Consider the following 25,550-nt stretch of genomic DNA (forward strand, 5'->3'; position numbering starts at 1 on the left):
TTGCCTAACCGAAGCTACCCTGCCGGGGCTTACCGCCGCAAACCCCAAGCGTGGTTTTTTACGTGTGCGGTAGGTGTATAGCAAGGCGTGTGTACTAGCGTAAAAACAGATTTTATAGGCTGAAAACGCATTTTTTACACTTGTTTTTATCCGCCGCCGGCTGATATATTTGATGACAGCCCCGCCGGAAAACGCCTCCCGGGCTCCGGAGCCTTGGCGCCTTTGCCCCACGCAACCGAGCCCCTACCCCCCGAAAGGCAGCCAACCCACCGAGGCCCAGAGCCCCACCGGCCCGCCTACCCCCCGCGCGGCTGCCAAAAGCGGATGGCGCGCATAAAACCCGGAGTTGCCGCGGCGCCTCTCCCCATGACCCGGAAACCAGCCCCTACTGGTACAGCTCCGGTTGGCCTTGGGTTCCCCGCGAGGGGTAGCATCCAGATAAAAAAGAGTGAGAAAATCGGAAAAGGGGCGGGGTATCTCCGCCCTGTTTTTCTCATTCCACCACCTCTCTTTAACCTTTCCGCACATGAGTTGCCAACTTACGCGGCTACGCTGGAGCCCAGCAGCGGCCCGGCGCGGCCTGGGGCTGCTATTGATGGCTTGCCTGAGCGCCGGTCCCCATCTGGGCTTCGGGCAGGAGCTTACCGCACTTCGGGCATCGGGGCCCAGAATAGTGAACACCCAGGGACAGGAAGTGGTGCTGCGGGGCTACAATGTGGGCGGGTGGCTGCTGCAGGAAAGCTACATTCTGCAAACCGATACGCTGAACAGCCAGTGGCGCATCTGGCAGGGGCTGCTGCGCACCATGCCTGAGGCTCAGGTAGAAGAGTTCTACCGCCAGTATCGTCAGAACTTTATCACTAAAGCAGATATTGATTTTCTGGGTCAACAGGGGTTCAATGCCGTGCGCCTGCCTTTCCATTACGACCTGTTTCTGACCCCGGAGCAGCGCCGCGCCCGTACTGCCGTCATCCGCGACCCGCACAACGACCAGAAGCTGGCGGCCTACGTGGAGCAGCTTAGCGGCTGGTACGACCAGGGCCGCCTGTTCGCGGATACGAAAAACCTGGAGGGGTTCCGGCTGATTGACCAGGTAGTAAAGTGGTGCGCTGCCAACCGCATGTACGTTATTCTGGACCTGCACGCGGCTCCCGGCGGCCAGGGCACCGACCGCAACATCAACGACAACTTCCGGCCCCTAGACCTGTGGAAGCGCCGCGACGCGAAAGGCCGCCTGATTTACCAGGACCTGACGGTGCGCCTCTGGGAAAAGCTGGCCGCCCGCTACCGGCAGGAGCCCCGCATTGCCATGTACGACCTGATCAATGAGCCGCATAACCTCAACGCGTCCAATGGTTTGTCGGCCGATAACCAGGAGCTAGCCGCCCTGTACGCCCGCCTGATTACGGCCGTGCGCGCCCAGCGCGACGAGCACCTGCTGCTGCTGGAAGGCAACGGCTACGGCAACGAGTACACCAACCTCACCCCCGATAAGCTGGCTACCCCCGACAAGCGCAACCTGGTGTACAACGCCCACCGCTACTGGTGCCCCAACACGCCAGAAGCCGCCGACCCCAACCCCAATCAAATCAATCTGTTGCATAACCTGGCGGCTTTCCGGGAGCGGTGGCAGGTGCCGGTGTGGGTAGGCGAAACCGGCGAAAACTCCAATGAGTGGTTTGCCGCCGCCGTGCAGGGTCTCAATAGCCTGGGCATCGGCTGGGGCCACTGGAACCTGAAGCGCGTTGATTCAGGGGCGGGCCTGTTGCGCGTCAGGCCCTACGGCAACCTTCTCACGCCCGAGGGGCGGGCCAACCTGCTGCGCAACGTGCAGTTTGCCAACTGCCAGATAAACACCGATGTACTGGCGGCTCTTACTCAACCGGCCGGGGCCCGGACGCCGTTTGCTTCCCTCTCCATTCCCGGCACCATTCCGGCCACCGACTACGACCTGGGCCGCGACGGCGTAGCCTACCACGACGAGTTTTCGGCCCGCACCGATTTTCGGGACCTGACTCCGCCCAACCAGGGCGGCGCCTACCGCAACGATGGGGTAGATATTACGGCCTGCCCGGAAGCTCCGAACGGGTTTGCCGTCAGTAAGTTGGCAACCGGCGAGTGGCTTGCCTACACCGTAACCGTTGCCAAGCCAGGTGCTTATAGGGCCGAGGTGCGGCTGCAGCCCGGGACGGCGCAGGGCCGCCTGGCCCTGCGCCTGGGCGACCTGGACGTGGGTACGGCCACCGTAGCGCCCGGGCAGGACTGGGTGACGGTGGCCCTGACTACCCCCACCCTGCCCGCCGGGCAGCATACCCTGCGCGTGCTGGTGGAGCAGCCCCTTGGGCAGCTGGGCTGGCTACGCTTTGCGCCGGCCCCGAATGGCGGTGGCGCGGGCGGCCAGTAGGCAAACCCGCCCGCGTTTTGTACCTTAAGCGCACCATGAAGCTCGTGAATTCCCACCTCCCACCGCGTCGGGCTATCTGGTTTTCTTTCCTGACGCTGAGCACCCCCCTGCTCCTGTGCCTCCTGTTTGTTGGCTCCCTGGCCCAGGCACGCCCCGCCGATACCCTGCGGGTGCATGCCGGCCTAGAGGAGCTATTCGTTGATCCTGGCCAGTACAGTGTGCTGGAAGACCCCTCCGGCCACTTAACTCTGGCCCAAGTGCAGGAGCCGGCGTGGGCCGCCAGGTTCCGGCCCGGCAGCACCCTGCCCACCACCATGGACCACCCGGGCTCGGCCTACTGGCTGCGCCTGGTGGTGCAGGCACAGGGCAGCCTGAGCCAGCACTGGTACCTGGAAATGTTTGACTCCCACCTGAATAGCGTGGAGTTTTACCCGGTTGATGGCTCCGCTCCTACCTTCACGGGGTCCGATTTGCCCCTGGCTACCCGGAAGTTTCCCTACAAGAACTTCCTGTTCCGCCTTCCCCTACCCCCCAACCAGGCCCAAACCTACTACCTGCGCCTGACCTCCAACTCCAAAACCACCTTCCTCAGCCGCCTGCGCACCGAGCAAACCCTGGCCGTGCACTTCCAGACGGAGTACGGGCTGCTGGGTGGCTTCTATGGAGTGCTCCTGATTATGGTGGTGTACAACCTGTGCCTCTACCTGTTCATCGGGGAGCAAACCTACCTGCGCTACGTGCTGTACGTGCTCAGCTGCAGCCTGGTATTTATGTCGGAAGATGGGCTGGGGTTTCAGTATCTGTGGCCGGGACACCCGGTGCTGAACCAGATAATTACGGCTGGTTCGCCTATTCTGCTGCTGCTCACCTTCAGCTACTACGCCCGGCAGTTTCTGGATACCGCCCAGCGCTTGCCTTCCTACGACCCCTGGATCAGGGCGGTGGTGCTGCTAAGCGTGGCCGGGCTGCTGATTGATGCCGTTTGGCTGAGCTCGGGCTGGGGCTTCTGGTTTTACCTGCTGCCCTACTGCATGATTTATTACGCGGCCTACCGGGTGTGGCAGCGGGGGCAGCGCACGGCCCGCTTCTTTCTGCTGGCCCACGTGATGGTAGCCATCAGCGTGGTATTCATGATTTTACGCAAGCTGGGCATTAACACTTTCACCAACACGGCCACAGTGTACAGCATGAACGCGGCTTTCGTGGTGGAAGTGGTGGTGCTGTCTTATGCGCTGGGCGAGAAAATCAAGGGGATTAAGGATGCTACCATCCGGGCCCAGGGCAAGCTGGTAAAGCAGCTGCGCAAGAAGCACCAGGTGCAGGAGCAGTTAGTAGAGCAGCTGCAGCGCAACCAGGAGCTGAAAGACCAGCTGAACTCTGAGCTGGAGGGCTTAGTGGCCCAGCGCACCGATGAGCTGCGCCTGCAAAGCGACACCATTGCGGCCCAAAACCGGGAGCTGCTGCAAGCCAACGGGTTGCTGGCCCTGCAGTCGGCGGCCATTGAAAAGCTGAACGCCGAGCTGCAGCGCGACCTGCAGGAGGTAAAAACGGCCCGGGTTCTGTCGAAGGAAGTAAACTTCGGCGAGTTCAGCCAGATCTATCCCGACAAGGACGCCTGTTTGGTGTATCTGGCCAACCTGAAGTGGTCTGAGGGCTACCAGTGCCGCAAATGCGGGCACGAGAAGTACTGCGACGGCCGGGAGCCTCATTCGCGCCGGTGCACCAAGTGTCGGTACGTGGAGTCGGCCACGGCCTACACCTTGCTCCAGAAGTGTAAGTTCCCGATTATTAAGGCCTTCTATGCGGTATTTTTGATTTATACGCACAAAGGCAACTACTCTTCCCAGGAGCTTTCCCGCGTGCTTGATCTGCGTCAGGGCACCTGCTGGAGCTTCAGTCAGAAGGTGCTGGAAGCCATGCGCCGCCGCCGCCGGGCTCCCGACTTCGATGAAAACGAAGGCTGGACCCACATCCTGCTGGATGCCTCCGGCCTGGAGCCCGAGGAAGCAGGCGCCGCCGAGGAAGCTACCGTCAGAGCGTAAGCTCCCTGGCTGGCCCCACAGACACAAGGCCCCCGGGTACCCACGGGTATCCGGGGGCCTTGTGGTATTTACCGGGGGTAGGCCTCGGGCGGAAGCGGCGGCTTGGCCGGCTCAGTGGCGGGCCAGCGGGCAAAGCCGTGGGAGCCAGCCAGGCTAAAATGAGCGGCGGTATAATCTGGCACCTCTCCTATATAGAACTGGAATTTTGGATGTGAATCTGTGGGTTCGTAAGTCAACACTTACCTGCCCCGATTATGAAAAAAAGTTGATCAGAGTGGGTATTTTTTTGATTGTTTTTTACGTGTTGACCCTCGCTCCTCAAAACGTTGACAGCGGCCATAGAAAGGCCTAAAGTGCTTTCCGTGGCGTGTGCAGTAAGTGTATAATATAATTGTGTGCTAAGCTCAAAAATGCCCCGCACGGCGTTTTAAGGCGTTTTTTGTGTTGCTTTTCCAAAACACGGACGGATATATTTGGGCATCGCTGCATGCTGCTCCTTGCCTTCTCCACTGTTTGCGTCCCCTGGGTAATGAAGCGCCGCCAGTTACCGGCTTCCAACCTGACCGGTTTTGTGCCTGCTTCAGCCCCACGGCGGGGTACTGGTTTTCTTCTTCCGCCGAGGCTGTGTTTCGCCTGCCTGCGTTGCCTTCCAGAGTTTCAGAGTAGGCCCCAGGAGCTTGTATTCGCTTATGCTTTTCAGATAGTCGGGCCTTCCCAGGGCCCGGTAGTAAGCCCAACCGCTTACTGGTCCATACTTCCCTCAATTCCCACAGATCAATGAACCAACACCTCTACACTCAGGCGCTGCTGCGCCGGGCTTTGTGGTTGGCGGCTTGCGGCCTGCCTGCCCTTCCTTCCCTGGCAGCAGCCCCCTCCACGGCGGCCGGACTTCCCGGTCCAGCCGCTACCCCCCGCCTGCTCGCCGATGTGCCAGTGTCGGGCCGCGTTACCCAGAGCAACGGTGAGCCGCTGCCGGGGGTAACCATTATTGTGAAAGGAACCACCCTGGGCACCACCACCGACGCCGACGGCCGCTTCTCTCTGAACGCGCCCGAAAACTCGACCCTGGTGGTAAGCTACGTGGGCTTTACCCGCCGCGAAGTGCCCATTACGGGAGCTTCATCTTCCCTGAGCATTACGCTGGCCGAAGACACCCGTGCCCTCAGTGAGGTAGTGGTAGTGGGCTACGGTACCCAGGAGCGGGGTAGCGTAACGGGCGCCGTTTCGTCGGTATCGGCGCGGGAAATTGCCACCCAGCCCGTGGCCGATGCTACCCAGGCCCTGCAAGGCCGGGCAGCGGGCGTTACGGTTACCTCAAACGGTGGAGCCCCTGGCGGAGCCGCTGGTACCTCCATCCGCATCCGGGGTCTTACGTCGGCGGGCAACAACAACCCTCTGTTCGTAGTGGACGGGTTCCCGCTGCCCGATGGCAACGAAAACCAGCTAAACGCCATCAACCCCAACGACATTGAAACCATTGACATCCTGAAGGATGCCTCGGCCACGGCTATCTACGGGGTACGGGCTGCCAACGGGGTAGTGATTATCACCACCAAGCGGGGCAAAACCGGTACCTCCACCATTAACCTGGATGCCTACCGCGGGGTGCAGCAGGTGTGGCGCAAGCTGGACCTGCTCAACGCCGAGGAGTACGCCGTTATCAACAACGAAGGCCGCCTGGCGGGCGGTGCCCCCATTGTGGTGGACCGCCTGCGCAACCCGCAAGGGCTGGGCGAGGGCACTGACTGGCAAGACGAGGTGTTCCGCCGGGCTGCCATCCAGAACTACTCGCTTTCGGCTACGGGCGGCAGCGAAAAGGCTCGCTACGCTGTGTCGGCCAGCTACTTCCAGCAGGATGGTACCATTGTAGGCTCAGACTTTGAGCGCTTTACGCTGCGGGCTAACGGCGACGTGCAGGTAAACAAGATTCTAAAGCTGGGCAATAACATTTCGCTGACCCACCTCAGCGACCGGCAAATTACCTCCAACAGCGGGGAGTATGGCACCGTGCAGCAAACGCTGCGCATTCCGGCCATTATTCCGGTGTACCGGCCCGATGGCTACTACTACGAGCCCCGCGGCGCCCAGGACAACTTCATTGAGGAAAACCCGCTGGCTTCGGCTACCATCACCAACCAGCGCTTCTACCGCAACCGCGCCCTGACTACCTTCTTTGCCGAGCTGGAGCCGGTACGGGGCCTGCGCTTCCGCACCAACGTAGGCGCCGACTTCGTGTTCGACAACTTCAATGCCTTCCGGCCCGGGGTGCCCGAGCTGCAGGCCGACGGCCAGACCTACACCAGCCGCTACACCCAGGCTACGGCCGGGGCTACGGCTACGGCCTCCTACGCCCCCAGCTACCTGATTGAGAACACGGCTACCTTCGACCGCCTCATTGCTGATAAGCACCAGGTAACCGTGCTGGTGGGCCAGTCGGCGCAGCAGTTCAACTACAGCAACGTGGAGGCCTACCGCACCGGCTACCTACGCAACGACTTGCAGGTAATCAACTCGGGCCCCATTAACACCCAGATCGGCAACGCGGGTACCATCAACCGGCCCTCGCGTTTGCTCAGCTACTTCGGCCGCGTTAACTACGAGTTTGCCGGCAAGTACCTGTTCCAGGCCATTGCGCGCTACGACGGCTCGGGCAGCTTCCCGCCCGGCGACAAGTTTGGCTTCTTCCCCGGCGTTTCGGCGGGCTGGCGCATCTCGGAGGAGGATTTCCTGAAGGGCAACCGCGTGATCAGCAACCTGAAGCTGCGCGTGGGCTACGGCAAGGTGGGTAACCCCAACAACGCCGGCCGCTTCGCCTACCTCTACGCCATCAACTCGGGCATCCGCTACCCCTTCGGGCCTAACGGCGGCACTCTGCAGACGGGTGCGGCGCCTACCCGCCAGGCCAACCCCGACCTGCGCTGGGAAACCAACAACCAGACCAACGTTGGTATTGACCTGGGCTTCCTGGACAACCGGTTTGAGGCTACCATTGACCTCTACAACCGTAGCTCGCCCAACCTGATTGCGCCCGTGCCGGTTTCCCTGGTGTCGGGTACCTACGAAACGGTAAACCGCAACGCGGCTTCGGCCTACAACCGGGGTATCGACTTTTCCTTCACCTCGCACAACGTGCGGGGCACGGGCCGCGGCCTGAACTGGACCACGACCCTGAACTTGTCGGCCTATAAGTCGGAGCTGGAGTCACTGGGGGTAGGGCAGCCCTACAACGGCCTGAGCGCCCTGAGCGGTGTAATTGTGCGTTACGATGAGGGCCAGGCCTTTGGCTCGTTCTACGGGTTTGTGGCCGACGGCCTGTTCCAGACCCCCGAGGACGTGCAGAACCACGCCACCCAGCAAAGCGGCACCGCCCCCGGCGACATTCGCTTCAAGGACCTGAACAACGATGGCGTGATTAACGCCGAGGACCGGACCTTCATTGGCAACCCCAACCCCGACTTTACCTACGGCCTGAACAACACAGTAACCTGGGGCGGCTTCGATCTGAACATCTTCCTGCAGGGCTCCCAGGGCAACGACATCTACAACCAGAACCGCTACATTCTGGAAAGCCCCCTCTACGGCACCAGCAGCGGCAGCACCCGCGTACTGGGCCGCTGGACGGGCCCCGGCACCAGCAACGACGTGCCCCGGGCCTTCGCCGGCGACAATGCCGACCCCAACCAGAACCTGCGGGTTTCCACGTATTTTGTGGAGGATGGCTCCTACATGCGCATCAAAACCCTCACGCTGGGCTACTCCCTGCCCCAGAGCATTATGGAGCGCATTGCCGCCAAGCAGGTGCGCGTGTACGCCAGTGCCCAGAACCTGCTGACCCTGACCAAGTACTCCGGCTATGACCCCGAGGTAGGCTCCCGTGGCATTGACCTGGGCGTGTACCCGCAGCCCCGGGTGTTCTTGCTCGGCCTCAACATTGGTTTCTAATTCCCACCCCTAACATTTCAGCGCATGCTACCCCTACATAAGTACAGAACCACCTACGGCGCCTGGCTCCTGACGCTGGGCCTGCTCAGCGGGTGCGGCGAGAAGTTTCTGGAAGAAACTCCCACCGACCAGGTAACCGACGCCAACTTCTACCGCACTACCACCGACGCCATTCAGGCCACCAACGCCGTGTATGGTGAGTTGATTACGGCTGGCCAGTACAACGCCGCCCTCTGGGGCCTGGGTGACATTGCCTCCGATATTTCTACTACCGGCGGCGGTGGCGGCGGCGACGGTATCGAGTACCAGCAGCTCGACTTCTTCAACATCCCGAGCACCAACCTGGTGACTAACCGCCTGTGGGGCAGCTGCTACGTGGGCATCGGGCGGGCCAACATCGTGCTGCAGAAAGTGCCGGGCATGAGCATTGATCCGGCCATTCAGAAGCGCAGCATCGGGGAGGCGCAGTTCCTGCGCGCCAAGTACTACTTTGACCTGGTGCGGGCCTACGGTGACGTGCCCCTGCTCACGACGCCTCCCGCTACCCTGGCCGATGTGAACGTACCCCGGACCCCGGTCGCGCAGGTGTACGCTCAGATTGAGAAAGACCTGACGGATGCCATTGGCAACCTGCCGGGCTCTTACAGCGGCGAAGACCTGGGCCGAGCCACCAAGTGGGCCGCCACCGGCCTGCTGGCCAAGGTGTACCTCACGGAAGGCAAGTTGCCCGAGGCCGCCACGCGAGCCCGCGAGGTAATTAGCGGCAGCGGTAAAACCCTGTGGGACAACTACGCCGATAACTTTAAGGTAGCCAACGAGAACGGCAAGGAGTCGTTGTTTGAGGCCCAGTTCCTCTCGGGCCGCAACACCTGGGACCAGAATGGCCCCGGCTTCAGCGGCAACGAGTTCTTCGGCCCCCGCGGCCAGGGCGTAGTGCCCCAGGGCGGCTACGGCTTCAATATTCCCGAGGCCGATTTTGTGGCTGGCTACGAAGCCGGCGACCTGCGCCGTGATGCCACCATCTGGATGCCCGGCGATGTGTACCCCGATGGCCGCAAGCAGCCGGACCGCCTGCCCGGCTCCCCGAACGGCTATGGCTGCAAGAAGTGGTTTGTGGGCAAAGTCAACACCAACATCTGGGACTCGGAGCTGAACATTCCGGTGATGCGCCTGGCCGAGGTGTACCTGATTCTGGCCGAAGCTGTGGGCACTACCTCTGAAGGCTACGAGGCCATCAACAAAGTGCGCCGCCGTGCCTTCGGTCTGCCCATCAACGCTACCAGCGCCAAAGACCTCTCCGGCCTGGGCGCCGACGCCTTCAAGCAGGCCGTGTGGCGGGAGCGGAAGTACGAGTTGGCCTTTGAAATGGACCGGTGGTTTGACATGAAGCGTACCGGGGAGCTGCTCACCTCGCCCCAGCTGCGGGCCAAGGGCATCAAGCCCTTCAACGTAGTGCTGCCCATTCCGCAGTCGGAGCTGGATGTAAACACCGGCCTGCGTCAAAACCCTGGTTACTAACCCGTAGCGGCGGCTGCCTAGCGCAGGGCTACCCTTCAGGCCACGGGCCGGGGTAGCCCTGCCCGGCCCGGCCGCCTCCACCCTATTCCCCCGCCAATTCCCATGCATACTATGTTTACGCGCCTGGCCGTCCTTGGCCTGTTGGCTGCCCCGCTCCTCCTGGCTTCCTGCGACAAGGACGCCAAAGACTACGAGCTGGAGGGCGCCGTGCCCACCTCCTCTTTTTCCTACCAGGTAAGCACCACCGAGTACCCCGCTACCGTAACGTTTACCAGCACCGGACAGGACGGGTTCCTCTACCAGTGGAACTTCGGCGACAACTCCCGCGGCTCGGGCAACAGCGTCACGCACACGTACACCCGCCCCGGCACCTACCAGGTAGAGCTGATTACGGCTGGCCGTGGCGGTACGGGCATTTCGGCCAAGCAGGCGGTGGTTATTCCCGATGTCTGCACTAATGCGGCCTTCAGCAAGCTGGTAGACTGCGCCGGCAGCGGCACCCGGGTGTGGTCCTTCTCCACCGAGCCCGGCGCCATCGTGCGGGAGTCGGCTACCGGCACCCAGCTTTCCAGCTCCACTACCCTGAACAACTGCCAGCTCGACGACCAGTTCTCGTTCAGCAATAGCTACACGGTGAACTACGAAAGTGCCGGCCAGACCTACACGGGTACTACCTGCGGCGCTTCCCTGAACCGCGGCGGTAGCTTCGTGTACCGGCCCACCAGCAACGGCCTGGGTCAGATTGTTCTGAAGGGGAAAGGCGGCTTTATTGGCCTGCCTGACTCGGTAGCCAACAAAACCTACGACATTCTGGAGGCATCTGACACCAAGCTGCGCCTGCGCGGGACCAACCCCGATGGCACGCGCACCGTCGTGACCCTGATGCCCTTCGATGCCACGGCCCCCATCAAGCGCCTGCTCACGGGTGGTACCTCCAAAACCTGGATGATTGACAACAAGGCCGATGCCCCGATTACGGTAGGCACCGAAGCCAACCCCCTGGAGTACTTTGCCGGCGTAAAGGCCGGGGAGCTGCCCGCCTGCCAGTCTGACGATGAGTACACCTTCTCGATGAGCAACGTCTTCACCTACGATGCCAAAGGCGAGACCTTCTCGGCGGCGGCCGGCTACACCTGCAAGGCCCCGGAGTCGGGCACCTCGCCCATGGTGTTCGGCCCCTCGGCCGGCGCCGGGCTGGCGCAGTTCACCCTGTCGCGGGCTGGCTCCTTCATTGCCGCCACCGATGCCTCGCCCACTGAGCGCGTGTACCGGATTATGGAAATCGACGACAAACACATGGTACTCCGGGCCGGCAGCGGCCAGAACGGCGGTACGGTGTTCACCATCAAAATGGTACCAAAGTAGCCGCTACCGGCGGGCTACCCCGTTCAGTAAGCTTAACTCAGGGCCGGCCCGGTTGCCGGTCCTGAGTTATGGTTTGCCGCCCGCAGAGCACTCTGGCCAGGCGGGCACCCTTACATACCGGTGGCTACGCGGCGGGCCTGCTCCGGCAGCGCCCCGCTCGCGAACCGGGCCGGTCCTTTAGATGTCTGTTAGCTATAACAGCTCATCTTTCCTCATAGTAAGTACTTGTAGTTCATGAAAAATCAATTTTTACCCGGGCAACGGCGTCAGTGGTTTGGGGCGGGCCTTTTGCTTACCCTGAGTTTACTTTCCTGCACCGAAACCAAAACCAAGAACGTACCGGCTCCCACGCCGCCTACCCCCACTACCCCGGTCGTAAACGAAGAAGCCCGCGAATACGCCCAGTACACGGAGCTGGTCTGGAAGGACGAGTTTGACGGGGGCACCATTGACCAGACCAAATGGACCCACGAGCTGGGCGCCAGCGGCTGGGGCAACAACGAGCTGCAGAACTACACTAACTCCACCGACAACTCCTACCTGCGCAACGGCATGCTGGTCATTCAGGCCCAGAAGCAGACCACGGGTAGCAACGCCTACACCTCGGCCCGCCTGATTACCAAGGGCAAGCAGAGCTTCCAGTACGGCCGCATTGATGTGCGCGCCAAAATTCCCAAGGGCAAAGGCGTGTGGCCGGCCATCTGGATGCTGGGTGCCGACATCGACCAGAACAACTGGCCCAAGTGCGGCGAAATTGACATTATGGAGCTGCGGGGCAGCCGCCCCACAGAGTTGCTCTCCACCATGCACTACGCCAACAGCATGGGCGTGCACGAGTACAAAGGCACTACCCAGAACCTGAGCGAAGACCTCTCGGCCGACTTCCACACCTACAGCGTGGTGCGCAGTAAAAACCTGACGCGCTTCTACCTCGATGGCAGCGCTACACCCTACTACACCTACTCCGCCACCGACGCCAGCCCTTTCCCGTTCAATAACCCCTTCTTCGTGATTCTGAACGTGGCCGTGGGCGGCAACTTTGATGGCAACCCCGACGGTAGCACCACCTTTCCCCAGCAGATGCAGGTGGATTACGTGCGCTACTACCAGTACAAATAAGCACCAGGCACAAGCCAGTACAGCAGCCCGCCATTGGGGGTGGGAAACGAACCAGCAGCGGCTGCAGTTTCCGGGAGATGTTCCCGGCTGGCACGGGCGGGGGCGATGCGCAGTTGTGGTTTTCTGTGCGCCGCCACCCCCGAAAAACCGGAAGGTACCCGCTGTACTTTCCGCTGCATACCTCCGTCGGTTTTCGTTGGCCGCAGGGGGCTTCCGGGGCCGGTCCGCCATGTTAGGGGTGCGGGCCGGCCTTCGGTTTTCTGTATAAGGCCCACGCAAAAGCCCGAGGCTCTGGCCGGAACACGTTCCGGCCAGAGCCTCGGGCTTTTGCGTGCCAGCAGGGGTAGGCAGCCAGGCTACTCTACGGCCAGCACCAAGCCTTTCAGGTACTCCCCTTCGGGGTGGAATAGGCTCACGGGGTGGTCGGCGGGCTGGGTGAGGCGGTGCAGGATGCGGGCCGGCCGGCCGGCCTCAATGGCGGCGGCGAGTACGGCCCCTTCGAAGAGCTCCATGCTTACTACCTGGGAGCAGCTGAAGGTGAACAGCAGCCCGCCGGGGGCAATCTGCCGGATGCCGGCTGCATTCAGGCGCTTGTAGCCCATCAGGGCGTTGTGGCGGGCCGAGAGGTGCTTGGCGAAGGCCGGCGGGTCCAGCACAATCAGGTCGTACTGGTTGTGGCGGTCTTTCAGGAAAGTAAATACATCCTGGGCGTACGCCTTGTGGCGGTCCGTCAGGCCAGTCAGCTCGGCGTTGCGGTTGGTCAGCTCAATGGCTTTCTTGCTTGAATCGACGGAGTGCACCAGCTCGGCACCGGCCATGAGGGCGTAGGAGCTGAAGCCGCCGGTGTAGCAGAAGGTGTTGAGCACGCGGCGGCCGGGGGCGTAGCGGGCCAGCAGGCTGCGGTTGTCGCGCTGATCGATGAAGAAGCCGGTTTTCTGGCCTGTCTCCCAATCTACGGCGAAAGGGTGGCCGTTTTCCTGCACAATGTGCTCGGCGCCGGTGCTTTCGCCCAGCAGGTAGCCGTTGCGGGCATCCGGGGCGGCCTTGGCGGGCACCGTTTCGGAGCTCTTGTCATAGATGGCACGCAGGCCGGGAATCACTGTCTGCAGGGCCTGCGCAATCAGGGGGCGGGCCTTGTACATGCCGGCGCTGTGCGCCTGCACTACGGCCACATCCCCGTACACATCAATAATAAGGCCCGGCAGCCCGTCGCCCTCGGCGTGGGCCAGGCGGTACACGTTGGTGTTGCCCTGGCCCGTCAGGCCCAGGCCCTGCCGAAGCTGGTAGGCATTACGGATTTTCTCTTCCCAGAAAGCCGCGTCAGGCAGTTGGGCATCGGGCCCGAAAGCCAGCATGCGCACGGCAATAGAGCCCGGGGCGTAATGGCCTACCCCCAGCAGCTCGCCGCTGGCGGCGTGTACTGCCACTACTTCGCCCTCTACCACTTCGCCCTGCATGCGGCCAATGGCGCCCGAAAACACCCAGGGGTGCAGGCGGCGGAGTGACTGGTCTTTACCAGGCTTGAGCGTGACGGTAGCAGGGTTCATAAGCAGCAGATTCAGGAAATGGACAACAAAGGTAGCCTAACTGCCGGGGATACCCCGCACCCCAGCCCACTCGGCTGGCCCGAATTCCTGCTTACTACCCCCGCCGGCCTCAGGCAAACGGGTCGAGGTAGGCAACGAGAACAGCCAAGGCCGCCAGTCCGCCCAAAATAGCCCACACCGGTCCGCCCCAGATCAGCAGACCCAGCAGCGCGACGGGCAGCACCACCAGCCCCAGTACGCCCAGTACCGTAGTACCCAGTCCTACCTCCGTCTGGTGCCTGGGGCCCGCTACGCGCAGGATGGCCTGCGCCGCGGGGCGGGAGTGTGTCAGCCGTACAGGTGCCTTCTCAACCCGGGCAGCCACCCGCGCCAGCAGCCGCTCCGCTTGCCGCCACTGACGGAGCTTTGGGCCGGTGGTCCGCGAGTGGGGCCGCGCCGCTGCTTTCAGGGCAGAATGCGGCACCGCCAGTGGCCCGGAGGAAACGGCGGTATCGGGGGAGCTGGCCTCTGCCACCGGGCTGCTACCGGGTCGGAAGCGGTAGGCCGTTTGGCTGCTGCGGCAGCCGGCAGCCAGCACCAGCAGGAGGCAGGCGGCAACTAACGCGGAAAGAGAGGGTAGGCGGCCGGAAAGTAAGACTGCAGGCATGGGCAAGGGCTACGAGGAACGGCAAGATACACGGCTTGCCAGGACTCTATACGGCAGGAGGCGCCCCGGCGCTGCCCGCAACGGGTTGGCTCGTTCCGGCCGGCTGACCGGGTGCGCCAAACCAGCGGCGGTAAATAGGGCGGCGCCAGGCAAACTGCGCCCACATGACGGGGTAAAGCAGCGCATCCAGGGCGCGCAGGCCGCTGCGATACTCCAGGTCTTCTACAATGTACGTGCCCCCGCCGGGCGCGGGCTGCAGCAGGTGGCGGTGGCGCCAGAACCGGAGTGGCGGTGGCAGGCGGCGGCCTTCATCCACAAAGTAGTGCGTGCCGTCGGGCAGGGTGCCGTGGTCGGTAATGAGGGAGGTCCAGGGGTAGCGCAGAGGGCCGGCGCCCAGCTCAATGTGTACCTCGTCGCCGCGGTAGCACCCATCAAAGCGCAGCAGCCGGAAGGGCGGGAAAGGTGGGGCCAGGGCCAGAAACAGCTCGCGCGTGAAGCCGGCCCACACCTGCCCGGGGCCAGCCGCTACATGAGTACGAAGGTAGAGGTGCATGCAGGCACTACCCGGGCCGCCGGGCTTTTGTTCAGAAGCCTACCCGAAAGCAGCCGCCAAGCCCACCCGGGCGGCCGTGCCCGGAGTGGGAGCTTGGGCGTAAGATGCTCATCTAATACTGTGAATAACAAATATTTAATTATATTAATGTAAGGTCTGCTTCTGGTCGAAGCATCGGCTCGGCCTTTACCGCTACCTGCCCTACCCCATGAAAAACCCCGCGCTAACTGTTGCCCTCGGATGCCTGGCGGTAGGGGCCGCCTTCCTTACCCTGCCACCTCGCAGGCGAGGGGATGCTGATCGGAACAAAGGCCCGAAAAAGCCCTTCGACCCCAAAGCCGGCAACCCCATACCAGAAGCGCAGGCTGCCGAGCACGCCAAAAAGTACAAGAAGAAGTACAAGGATAACACCAGCTCGAACTACTGCGCCGAGGAACCTATCCGCAAGCTTCTCGACCAGCCCGACTGTGTGGGCATCCGGATGTACCGCGCTCTGAACCCCGATGATGATCGGCACAGCATCATACTGGTAGGGGTAAATGAGCAGGGCTACGACCTGCTTCCCGGCAAACAGCAGGCAGTGGCCTACCTGTTAATTGAGAGCTACGAGAAATGCCCCTCGAACTGCGACGGAAACACGCTCACCAAGTAAGCAAGCGCTACAGGGCTGCTCTATTAACGCAACTACCCCGCAGTAGCCAAGCCACTGCGGGGTAGGGTGAGGGGTAGTAAACCCGGGTGGCTACTCCACTACCAGGCGCTGGGCAGCTTCCCCGATCCGGACTACGTACAGCCCGGCCGTCAGGCCGTTCAGGTTCAGGCTGGTCCGGGTTGCCTGGGCCGGCAGCACTTGCCGCCGCACTTCGCGCCCCAGACCATCAAGAAGTACCACGAGTAGGGCCCTGGCTTCCGGCTTTACCCAGGTAAGCTCTACCTGGCCGCGGGCCGGGTTGGGCACCACGCCCAGCGTCGCCGACAGACGGGCCGCCGTGGTTTTGGTTGTCAGGCCCATGAGCTTGGCAATGAAGGCCGAGCCTGAGCTGTTCATGCTGATTGTGCCGAAGGTGGCCGGCGAGCTGCTGAGGTTGCCGCCCACGGCCGCGTTGCCGCTGGCATCCAGGGCCAGGGCGTTGGTATAGTCGTCGCCGATGCCGCCGGCGCGCAGGGCCAGGTTCCAGACGCCGGCGCTGCTCAGGCGGGCCACCAGTATGTCGGAGGTAGCACCCGTCGGGTCGGCGTTGGTCAGGGGGATGTTGCCGAAAGTAGAGGTAAGCCCCTGAAACAAGCCGCCCACGCTCACGCTGCCGTTGCCATCCACGGCCATGGTGTTGGCGTAGTCGTTGCTGGCACCACCCGCCCGGGCAGCCAGGGTCCAGGCGTTGGCGCTACTCAGGCGGGCCACAAAAATATCCGAGGTGTTGCCGCTGGCATCGGCGTTGGTGAGGGCCGTAGTGCCAAAGCTGACCGTAGGGCTGGCAAAGTTACCAGCTACATAAGCGTTGCCGCTGGCGTCAATGCCTACCCCGCGGCCGTAGTCGTTGCCGGGGCCGCCGGCCTGCAGGGCCTGGGTCCAGGTGCCGGCGCTGCTCAGGCGGGCCACGTACACGTCGCTGCTGTACTGACCGGGGTTGGCATTGTTGAGCACAATGGTACCGAAGGTGACTGTGGCGCGGGCGAAGTGGCCGGCAATGGTTACGTTGCCGCTGCCATCCAGGGCCAGAGCCTGCACGAAATCGTCGCCGGAGCCGCCACCCCGCACCACCTGGCTCCAGGTACCATCGGTGGCCAGGCGGGCCACAAACACGTCGTTGCTACGGTCGGTGTTGCCGTTGGTGAGGGTAGTGCCCCCGAAAGCTGCCGTGTTACTGGAGAAGTTACCGGCCACTACCACCGTGCCGTCGCTGCCCAGGGCTAAGCCCATGGCGCCATCATTGTCAGAGCCGCCCATGCGCACGGCCTGGGTCCAGGTGCCGGCGCTGCTCAGGCGGGCTACAAAGGCATCAGAGGTATTACCGGTATTGTCGGCGTTGGTAAGGGTAGTGCCCCCAAAGGCCGCCGTGGCCCCCCGGAATGAGCCGGCCGCAACAATATTGCCGGCCGCATCTACCCCTATGCCCAGTGCCACATCATCGGCGGGGCCCCCGGCCCGGGCAGCCTGCAGCCACGCTCCGGTAGGGCTGAGCCGCCCAACGAACACATCCTCGCCACCGGCGCTGGTGAGGGTAGTGCTGCCAAAGGTAGTAGTACCTGAAAAGCGGCCCGCTACCACCGTGTTACCGGCCGCATCTACCGCCGCCGCGTGTATCACCGAGGAGCCCGTGCTACCTGCCGCGTGGGCCGAAGCCCATTGCCAGGTTTGGGCGTGTAAGCTGGCCGGTAGGGCAAGACCCAGTGTTAAAATGCCGGCACGTAGCCAGGGAGTAGTCTTTGTCATCATAGCTGCATTAAAGAATGGATTTCACGAGTACGAGTTCAAGATTCATAATAGCTAATTTTTTATAAATAAAGTTATAAAAATCATAAATTTATACGCCGACTTAAACTGAAAAAGCTGCTGAACCATAGGCATCAGCAGCTTTTTCAGGCTTGTCTATCCGGCATGTTCCCTACCCCAGCAACTCCTCAATATCCTCCTTAGTCAGGCTCTTGATGATGGCCTCGTCGGTGGTAATCAAGTCCGTAACCAGCTGAATTTTCTTGTTCTGCAGGGCCAGGATTTTCTCCTCTACCGTGTTCTGGGTGATGAACTTGTAGGTGAATACCGTGCGCTGCTGCCCGATGCGGTGGGCGCGGTCCACGGCCTGGGCCTCCACGGCGGGGTTCCACCAGGGGTCCAGAATGAACACGTAGTCGGCGGCCGTGAGGTTGAGGCCTACCCCTCCGGCTTTCAGCGAGATGAGAAACACGCGCAGGTCTTCCGTTTCCTGGAAGCGGGCTACCTCCTTGTGTCGGTCGCGGGTGTTGCCGTCGAGGTAGGCGTAGGCAATCTGGCGCTCATCCAGGGAAGCCCGCACAATGTCGAGGTGCTTCACAAACTGACTGAACACCAGTACCTTGTGGCCTTCGGATACCACGCTTTTAATCATGCGCACCACTTCCCGAAGCTTGCCCGACTCGTGGGCGTACTCCTCATCGGCCATGCGGGGGTGGTTGGCAATCTGGCGGAGCTTGGTCAGGCCCTGCAGCAGCATAAACTGGGTGCTGGCCGTGCCGTGCTCCTCTATGCTCTGCAGAATCTTGTTGCGGTAAAAGCTCTTGGTTTCCTCGTAGCACTGCTGCTGCTCCTCCGTCATGGGGCAGTAGCTCAGGTTCTCAATCTTCTCGGGCAGCTCACGGGCCACCTGGGCCTTGTGGCGGCGCAGAATAAAGGGCTTGATGAGCGTGTGCAGGCGGCGGGTTTTGGCTTCGTCCTTGCCCTTCTCAATGGGCTTCAGAAACTCCTTTCGGAAGAAGGCCTGGGTGCCCAGCAAGCCGGGGTTAATGAACGACATCTGCGACCATAAATCCATGGTGCTGTTCTCCACCGGCGTGCCCGTTAGGATCAGGCGGTGGCGGGAGTGCAGGCCGCGCACGGCCTGGGAGGTAGTAGAGCCCGGGTTCTTGATGGCCTGCGACTCGTCCAGAATCACGTAGTCGAACTTGTACGTCCGGAGCAGGTCGGCGTCGAGGCGCACGATGCCGTAGGAGGTCAGCACCACGTCGTAGTCGGCAAACTGCTCTACGTTTTTGTCGCGGTAAGTGCCGGTATAGATGAGCAGGCGCAGGGTAGGCGTAAACTTGAAGGCCTCCGTCATCCAGTTGTACACCAGCGAGGTAGGCATTACCAGCAGCGAAGCGGCTCCCTTCGCGGCCCCGCTTTCCTTGCGTTGCAGCAACATGGCCAGGGTCTGCACGGTCTTGCCCAGACCCATATCGTCGGCCAGGCAGCCCCCGAACTGGTAGTCCTGCACGAAGTGAAGCCAGTTGTAGCCAGCTTTCTGGTAGGGGCGTAGCTCACCGCGGAACGAGGGGGGTAGGGGGCGGTCCTCCACGGCCTCAAACTCGCGCAGCTTCTCCAGCTTCCGGCTCATGACCACGGTAGCCAGGTTGCCATTCTGCAGGTCCGACACCAGGGCCAGGTGGTGCTTGCGCAGCGTGAGGGCCTGGTTGTGCTCCTCCGAGAAGGCAAACAGCTCCAGGTACTGCGTAAACCACTCCTCCGGAATAATGGCAATCTGGCCGTTGGGCAGCCGGAACTCGTGGCGCTTGTTCAGGATGTAGGGCCGCAGCTTGATGAAGGGCACCTCAAACTCCCCGAAGCGAACGGTGCCGTGCACATCAAACCAGTCGTTAGTTTCCGTGATGCCCACCTGTACCGTCACGGACCCGATAAAGTAATCTTTGCCGGAGGTGGGGCCCTGCTGCACCGTAAAGCCCATACGGGCCAGCTCATCGGCGTGGTGATGGAGCCAGCGGAAGGCAGTGGCTTTTTCCAGCACGGCGCGGCCCCCCTGTACCTCCAGGGCCCGGTCGCGCAGCTCACTAATGATTTCCTGCTCCCGGTCGAGGTTGCGGATCAGGCGGTGGAAGATGTAGTTGTCTTCCTTCTTTTCCAGCTTCACGCACACCCGTTTGTTGTGGGCCGTGTGTACGGTATGGTCGCCGTAGCGGAAGCTCAGGTCGAAATGAATGTGCTCCGATACTGTCGCCTCGGCCGTAGCGGTAAGGTGGGCAGCGGCCGGGCTACCCCGGCGGGCAGGCACCACAGCGCGGGCCGGGGCGGCTACCACTGTAGCGCCCGGCGCGTCGGAGAAGGTCAGCTGGGGCCGGGCCACGTAGCGCTCCGAGCGGATGTCGAAGCCGCGGGCATGCACATCAAACGACTCGACCAAGGGCGCTACGAAGCGCTGGAAGTAGCTGTCCTCTACCTGCCGCGGAATAACAATGAATTTCTTGTTCAGGAAGGGCTTCAGCTTCTTGCCGTCCACGTCGTTATGGAAGTTGTGGAGCGTGTCGCCCAGCAGCAGCCAGGCCGGCTGCTCGCACACAATCACGGCGTTCTTGTACTGAAACTCCAGCTTCTGACCCTGGTACTGAATGGTGGGGAAGTAGTGGGTGCTGTCTTCGTTGCGGCGGAAGTGAAACAACACCGAGGCCCGCTCCGGAGCTACCCCAATCTCGCGCCAGGTAGGCTCCCCATCCTTGCCCATGATAAACACCTGCTTGCCCTGCAGGCGCTCCAGAATCTGACCCATGCGGTCCTGCACGTAGGTGCAAATAGCTTCCTGCAGGCCTTTGTCGCCCTTCTCAGGGTCGTAAATCTTCAGAAAGAAATCGGCCGGCGTGGTCTTCTTCGACCAGAACTCTTTGATAACCGCGTCCTGCTGAATCTGGTCGGTGAGGGCAATCAGCTCAAAATCGGTTTCATCCAGGCCATCGGCAAACTCCGGGGCGTTTTTGGCCGATACCGTCTGGTGCTGAAGGGTAAGCTGCCCCCGCTGGTTTCGCTGCACCACATACGATTCAAACAAGTATCCCAGGTACTCGTGCTCGAGCAATGAATATACTATTTGAAAGGGCTGTGAAGTGGAAACCTTCATAGTCGACGACAATAATGCAGCGTTGAAAGTAGTAACAAATGCTAAATACTTATTTTTTTACCAAAAAGTAAAATTAAATCCAAAAATAGTCATATTATAAAGATGAACATGTCAGAAAAGGCTGCCCAAACAGGCTTTACGGTCTACGAAGGTAATAGTCTGTACTTACCAGAATTATACTTTATGAGCTAAGCACAAAGAAGTCCGGCCGCACTACTGGGTAGAACGGCCGGATCAAACAAAATAAGCAGGGTGTAATAATCTGAACTCGTGCTGGTTACGATTTTTCCAGGATTGGGAAGCAGCTATAGGCCACTTAAGCGCTACAGGTTCTCGCGCAAGTCCAGGCTGGCGGCGTTCAGGGCCGGGCGGATGGAAACCGCAATGGTGATGAAGATGATAGCTACCCCCGTCAGGGCAATGTCCGAGAACTGCATTTTGACGGGATAGGAATCGACGACACTGGTAGCCATACCCATGCCCACCAAGTGGAACGTCTGCTGGGCCCAGCAGATGCCTACCCCCAGCACCAGCCCGGTAAAGGCCCCCACTTGGGCCACAATGGCACCTTCCAGCAGAAAAATGTTGCGGATAGTACGCGAGCTGGCCCCCATGGCCATCAGCACGGCAATGTCCTTGTGCTTGTCAATGACCAGCATAGACAAGGAGAAGAAGATGTTGATGCTGGCAATCAGCAGGATAAAGGCAAAGGTGATAAACACAAACATCTTCTCCACCTTAATGGCTTTCAGCAGGCTCAGGTGCTGCTCATCGGAGTCCAGCACTTTGAAGCTGGCGCCCAGCCGCTGCTTCAGGGCCTCCTTTACCTGCCCAATCTCCTGGTCCTGCTGCACCTTGACCTCCAGGGCCGTGCGGCGGTTTTCGTAGTGCAGCAGGGTGCGGGCAAACTCCAGGGGCACGAAGATGTAGCTGTCGTCCACGTGCTGCTCAATCAGGAAAACGCCGCCGGCCAGAATATTCTGCTCGTTGAAAGCCGTCTCGGGGTTCATTGAGAGCGTTTTGCGGCCCGTGTTGCGCGGATAAAGCAGGCGCATCGGCGAGAAGCGGTTGTCGAGGGCAATGCTGAGCTCGTGCTGCACGCCGGCCCCGAGCAGGGCGTAGTCCATTCCGTCGCGGTGAAGCTGGGAGCTGCCTTCCACCAGGGCCGAGTCGATGTTGCTTTGGCGGTAGTAGTTGTCGGATACGCCCTTCATCTTCACTACCATCTGCCGGTCGCGGTACTGGAGCAGGGCATTGTCCTCGATGACCTCCGTTACCAGGGCCACGCCGGGCAAGCCCTTGATCTGCTTGATGAAGGCCGGGCTCACCTCAAACGACTTGCCCTGGACGGCCGTAATCATCAGATCAGGGTCCGACTTACCGTAGAGGCTGCGCGCTACCTCTTCCAGCCCGTTGAACACGGACAGCACAATAATCAGCGCCATCGTGCCTATCGCCACGCCTACCATGGAGATATTGGAGATGATGCTGATGATGTTGCGCTTCTTCTTCGAGAGAAAATAACGCCGGGCAATGAGCAGGGATACGTTCACGTGCGGGGCGCGGAGGGGCGAAACGGGTGGAAAAGCGGAGGTATGAGGCAGCAATACGGTTCAGGAGCCAAGATACGCCGCCAACGGAAAAAAGGTCTATTTCCAGGCTTTCACAATCAGGCCGGTACCGGAATCGTGCTTGGTATTGGCGTCGAACCAGTTCAGAATAAGGCAGAACGGGAACGTTACCAAGTAGTAGAAGGGTAACAGTAGAAAGAACAGCTTGGATTTGCCCAGCATCAGAATGGGGTACTTCATGCTCAAGCGCCAGGACACCTGGCCTGGCTCGCCGTAGCTGTAGCGGGCCTCAATGCGCTCAAAGCCGGCCGTGCGCAGCTTCTGCTGAATCTCGTGGATGTTGTAGCCGTCGCGGACGTGCTCCTCAATAAAGGAAGTTTCGCCATCGGCGTGCACATCGGAGCCGCCCTGGTCGGAGGGGGTAGAGATAAGCAGCATGCCGCCGTCCTTGAGGGAGGCGTGGATGTTGCGGAACACCTCCACGTCTTCCAGAATGTGCTCCATCACATCCACCGACAAGGCCAGATCAAAGGAGTTGGGCTGCTGGTAAAGCACCAGATCCTGCACGGCAAACTGAGCGTTGGTACGCCCAATCTGGCGGAAGAACTGATTGGAGTCGGCTACCTGTTCATCCTTGACATCTACGGCCAGAATCTGCCACTTGCGGCTCAGTCCGCTCATCCAGTAGGTGTACTGCCCGTAGCCCGAGCCGGCGTCGAGGATGTTCAGCGCCTCGCTGGTGCGGCCTTTGGCCCACTGGCGCAGCTCGCGGTGAACGTGCCAGGTGCGCAGCAGCAGCAAATCGAGCAGGTGGTAGAAGAGGCGGCGCAGCAAGGGCGTGCGGTTGAACACTTCGCCGAGCGACTTCTTAATCGGATCGTAGTACAAGGGGTGAGATAGTGAAATGGTGAAATGGTGAGCTGGATGTTCTGATGGCGTAGTAGTCAGCAGGATAACTCACTATTTCACCATCTCACCACCTCATTACTCGTCTTCGTCGGCGAAGAGTTTGGGGCGTTTGGGCGCGGTGCCTTCGGCATCAGAGCCGGCCTCGGGCTCCGCTGAGGGGGCTGGCGGAATGTGCAGGTCGCCGAAGACTTTATCCATGTGAGCGGCGTAGGCGGCCGAGTCATCGAGGAAGAAAACCAGGTCGGGCACGATGCGCAGCTGCTGGCGCACGCGCTTGGCCAGGGCCTGCCGGATGGCCTTGAGGTTGTCCTGCACCAGGGCCAGCTGCTGCTCACCGGCGGTGTTGCTCTGGGCCATCAGCAGGCTCAGATACACGCGGGCCACGCCCAGGTCGGGCGATACGCGCACCAAGCTGATACCGGGCGGCAGGCTCGGAAACAGGTGGGGCAGGTCGCGCTGGAATACGGCGGCCAACTCCTGCTGGAGCAGGCTGGCTACTTTTTGCTGTCGTTTGCTTTCCATAAGAATCCGCAAAGATACCGGTTGAAGAGGATTAAGTAAGTAGGTAATTGGGGGTGAGGGAAGAAGAGTTCGAGAATACCCCTTGGCTGGTAGCCCGCCGCTAACGTTGGGCCCCGCGGGTGGGGTAGCAGGCCAAACGGGCCGGAATAAGCCGGGAGCAAAAGCGGGTAGGCCGCCCCGGGCGGGACAGGGTGAGCGGCACCCAGCCGGCGGCCGCTGGCTTTGGGGCGTCAGGGGCCCCAGCCGTCTGATCACGGGCGCCTTCGCAAAGGGGCCTAGATGCTGTACTTTTACAACTGCCTGACGCCGGTTGTCGGCTGTTTCTCACTTGCTACTTCCTTGCTGCAATTTTTCAAAAGCTCCCTGCCCACCCGCCTGTTTGCGCTGCTGCTGTTGCTGCTGGCCCTGCGGCTGCCGCTGCTGTGGCTAGGCATTGCCCTCACGCCGGTAGAGTTGCGGGCCCTGCTGGTGGGGGAGCGGCTCCACGAAGGCGCCCTGCTCTACCGCGACCTGTACGACAGCACCGCGCCCTTGTCGGCGGCTTTATTTGGGGCCCTCGATGTGGCCGCCAGCCGACCGATCTGGCTCTACCGCATTCTGGCGCTGGTGCTGCTGGCGTTTCAGGCCCTGCGCTTCAACTTCGTGCTCAACCGGGCCGATGTGCACCCCGAGCGAGGCTACGTGGGGGCGCTTACGTTCCTGCTCATCGGTAGCCTCACCACCGACCTGGATACACTCTCGCCCCTGCTGCTGGGGCACACCTTCCTGATTGCGGCCCTCAGTGCCCTACTGCCTACCTCCCGGGAGGGCTACGATAACCGCCGCCTATTCCGGGCCGGATTTCTGATAGGGGTAGGGGCCCTGTGCTATCTGCCGCTGGCTTTGTTTCTGCTGGTAGGGCTGTTTGCCGTGATTGTATTTGCGGCCAACTCCTTTCGCAGCTTTCTGCTACTGGTGTGCGGGTTTCTGTTTCCATATTCGGTGGTTATTACCTTCTTTCTCTATACGGAGTCGTTGCCTGGTTTTGCCCAGTTTCACCTGACGCCTACCCTGCAGGGCATTGTGAACGAAACCGACGGCCTGCCGCTGTGGGTGCTGCTACGGCTGCTGATTCTGCCGGGGGTACTGCTGCTGCTGGGCGTCGGGCGCAGCTTTACTACCTCCCTGGGACTGGTGTTTCAGGTGAAATTCCAGCAGCTGATGCTGGTGTGGGTGCTGGTGGCGGTAGGCATTGCGGCCGTAGGTCGGGGCATGGCCACCGGTACACTGGTACTGCTGCTACCCCCGCTCACGTATTTCAGTTTGTTTCTGTGGCAGAAAGCCCAGCGGGCCTGGGTACCCGAGGTGCTGCTGCTGCTGGTTATAGGGGCCGTAGTGGCGGTGCGCTACCGGGCCGTCCTGCACCTGGAGCAGGTACTCCAGATTCCGGCCGAGCATCATTACGCCGTGCAGCCCAACCCACGCTATGCCTTCCTGCAGGGGCAGCGTTTGCTGGTGCTGGGCCCCGATCAGCGCCCCTACCTGCACAATCGTCTGGCAACTCCCTACCTCGACTGGCGCCTAGCCGGAACCGATTTCGGCCACCTGCGGGAGTACAACGCCGTGTTCCGGCTGGCCCAGAATTTCCGCGAGTCGCCGCCCCAATACCTCATCGACCAGGCCCGCCTGCTACCCGAGCTGCAATACAAAGTACCCGGCATCTTCGGCCGCTACCAACCCACCAATACGCCCGGCGTGTACAGGCTGAAAGGTAATGAGGTGATGGAGTGAAAAGGTAAAAGATGAACTGGCGGCAGACGCGGCGGCAAAGCCGCCGCGTCTGCCGCCAGTTCG

General features: G+C 61.3%; 16 protein-coding genes. 8 read left to right on the forward strand and 8 right to left on the reverse strand.

What is annotated here, in order from left to right:
• Window positions 1–526 precede the first annotated feature (526 nt).
• The 6 genes from FGZ14_RS15405 to FGZ14_RS15430 all read left to right on the forward strand — a co-directional run bounded on the left by FGZ14_RS15405 (window position 527) and on the right by FGZ14_RS15430 (window position 12,390).
• Window positions 527–2,404: a cellulase family glycosylhydrolase gene (locus tag FGZ14_RS15405; protein WP_139925101.1), complete on the forward strand. Its 1,878-nt coding sequence runs from the start codon at window positions 527–529 to the stop codon at window positions 2,402–2,404.
• 35 nt (window positions 2,405–2,439) lie between these two features.
• On the forward strand, window positions 2,440–4,446 hold the full coding sequence (locus tag FGZ14_RS15410) for a 7TM diverse intracellular signaling domain-containing protein (protein ID WP_139925102.1): 2,007 nt from the start codon (window positions 2,440–2,442) through the stop codon (window positions 4,444–4,446).
• A gap of 777 nt (window positions 4,447–5,223) precedes the next feature.
• A complete protein-coding gene (locus FGZ14_RS15415) occupies window positions 5,224–8,388 on the forward strand; it encodes a TonB-dependent receptor (protein WP_139925103.1) in 3,165 nt (1,054 codons plus the stop codon).
• A 24-nt stretch (window positions 8,389–8,412) separates the two neighbouring features.
• Entirely contained in the window at window positions 8,413–9,906 is a 1,494-nt protein-coding gene (locus tag FGZ14_RS15420; protein WP_139925104.1) for a RagB/SusD family nutrient uptake outer membrane protein, read from the forward strand.
• A gap of 102 nt (window positions 9,907–10,008) precedes the next feature.
• Window positions 10,009–11,271, forward strand: coding sequence for a PKD domain-containing protein (locus FGZ14_RS15425; RefSeq protein WP_219601028.1), 1,263 nt, complete (start codon window positions 10,009–10,011; stop codon window positions 11,269–11,271).
• 234 nt (window positions 11,272–11,505) lie between these two features.
• Entirely contained in the window at window positions 11,506–12,390 is an 885-nt protein-coding gene (locus FGZ14_RS15430) for a family 16 glycosylhydrolase (protein ID WP_139925105.1), read from the forward strand.
• Window positions 12,391–12,746: 356 nt separating this feature from the next.
• Here the strand turns inward: FGZ14_RS15430 and FGZ14_RS15435 are convergent, their stop codons facing one another.
• The 3 genes from FGZ14_RS15435 to FGZ14_RS15445 form a co-directional block, all read right to left on the reverse strand.
• On the reverse strand, window positions 12,747–13,937 hold the full coding sequence (locus FGZ14_RS15435) for a class I SAM-dependent rRNA methyltransferase (RefSeq protein ID WP_139925106.1): 1,191 nt from the start codon (window positions 13,935–13,937) through the stop codon (window positions 12,747–12,749).
• Between the two features lie 109 nt (window positions 13,938–14,046).
• Window positions 14,047–14,583 carry a hypothetical protein gene (locus FGZ14_RS15440; RefSeq protein ID WP_139925107.1) on the reverse strand — a complete coding sequence of 179 codons (537 nt, stop codon included), beginning with the start codon at window positions 14,581–14,583 and terminating at the stop codon, window positions 14,047–14,049.
• Window positions 14,584–14,629: 46 nt separating this feature from the next.
• Entirely contained in the window at window positions 14,630–15,136 is a 507-nt protein-coding gene (locus FGZ14_RS15445; RefSeq protein ID WP_180754372.1) for a hypothetical protein, read from the reverse strand.
• 208 nt (window positions 15,137–15,344) lie between these two features.
• Between FGZ14_RS15445 and FGZ14_RS15450 the strand changes: the two genes are divergently transcribed.
• Complete coding sequence (locus tag FGZ14_RS15450) at window positions 15,345–15,788, forward strand: hypothetical protein (protein ID WP_139925108.1); 444 nt, start codon at window positions 15,345–15,347, stop codon at window positions 15,786–15,788.
• Window positions 15,789–15,878: 90 nt separating this feature from the next.
• Here the strand turns inward: FGZ14_RS15450 and FGZ14_RS15455 are convergent, their stop codons facing one another.
• From FGZ14_RS15455 to FGZ14_RS15475, 5 genes are all read right to left on the reverse strand, one after another.
• Window positions 15,879–17,573 carry a T9SS type A sorting domain-containing protein gene (locus FGZ14_RS15455; protein ID WP_139925109.1) on the reverse strand — a complete coding sequence of 565 codons (1,695 nt, stop codon included), beginning with the start codon at window positions 17,571–17,573 and terminating at the stop codon, window positions 15,879–15,881.
• A gap of 169 nt (window positions 17,574–17,742) precedes the next feature.
• Window positions 17,743–20,715: a DEAD/DEAH box helicase gene (locus tag FGZ14_RS15460; RefSeq protein WP_139925110.1), complete on the reverse strand. Its 2,973-nt coding sequence runs from the start codon at window positions 20,713–20,715 to the stop codon at window positions 17,743–17,745.
• 323 nt (window positions 20,716–21,038) lie between these two features.
• Entirely contained in the window at window positions 21,039–22,268 is a 1,230-nt protein-coding gene (locus FGZ14_RS15465; protein ID WP_139925111.1) for an FtsX-like permease family protein, read from the reverse strand.
• Between the two features lie 96 nt (window positions 22,269–22,364).
• Window positions 22,365–23,174, reverse strand: coding sequence for a bifunctional 2-polyprenyl-6-hydroxyphenol methylase/3-demethylubiquinol 3-O-methyltransferase UbiG (locus FGZ14_RS15470; RefSeq protein WP_139925112.1), 810 nt, complete (start codon window positions 23,172–23,174; stop codon window positions 22,365–22,367).
• 96 nt (window positions 23,175–23,270) lie between these two features.
• Window positions 23,271–23,717, reverse strand: a complete 447-nt coding sequence (locus tag FGZ14_RS15475) for a ribosome-binding factor A (RefSeq protein ID WP_139925113.1) — start codon at window positions 23,715–23,717, stop codon at window positions 23,271–23,273.
• Between the two features lie 339 nt (window positions 23,718–24,056).
• On the opposite strand from FGZ14_RS15475, the gene FGZ14_RS15480 reads away from it, so the two are divergent.
• Window positions 24,057–25,487 carry a hypothetical protein gene (locus FGZ14_RS15480; protein WP_139925114.1) on the forward strand — a complete coding sequence of 477 codons (1,431 nt, stop codon included), beginning with the start codon at window positions 24,057–24,059 and terminating at the stop codon, window positions 25,485–25,487.
• Window positions 25,488–25,550: the final 63 nt, after the last annotated feature.

The organism is Hymenobacter sp. DG01, from assembly GCF_006352025.1.
Taxonomy (GTDB): Bacteria; Bacteroidota; Bacteroidia; order Cytophagales; family Hymenobacteraceae; genus Hymenobacter.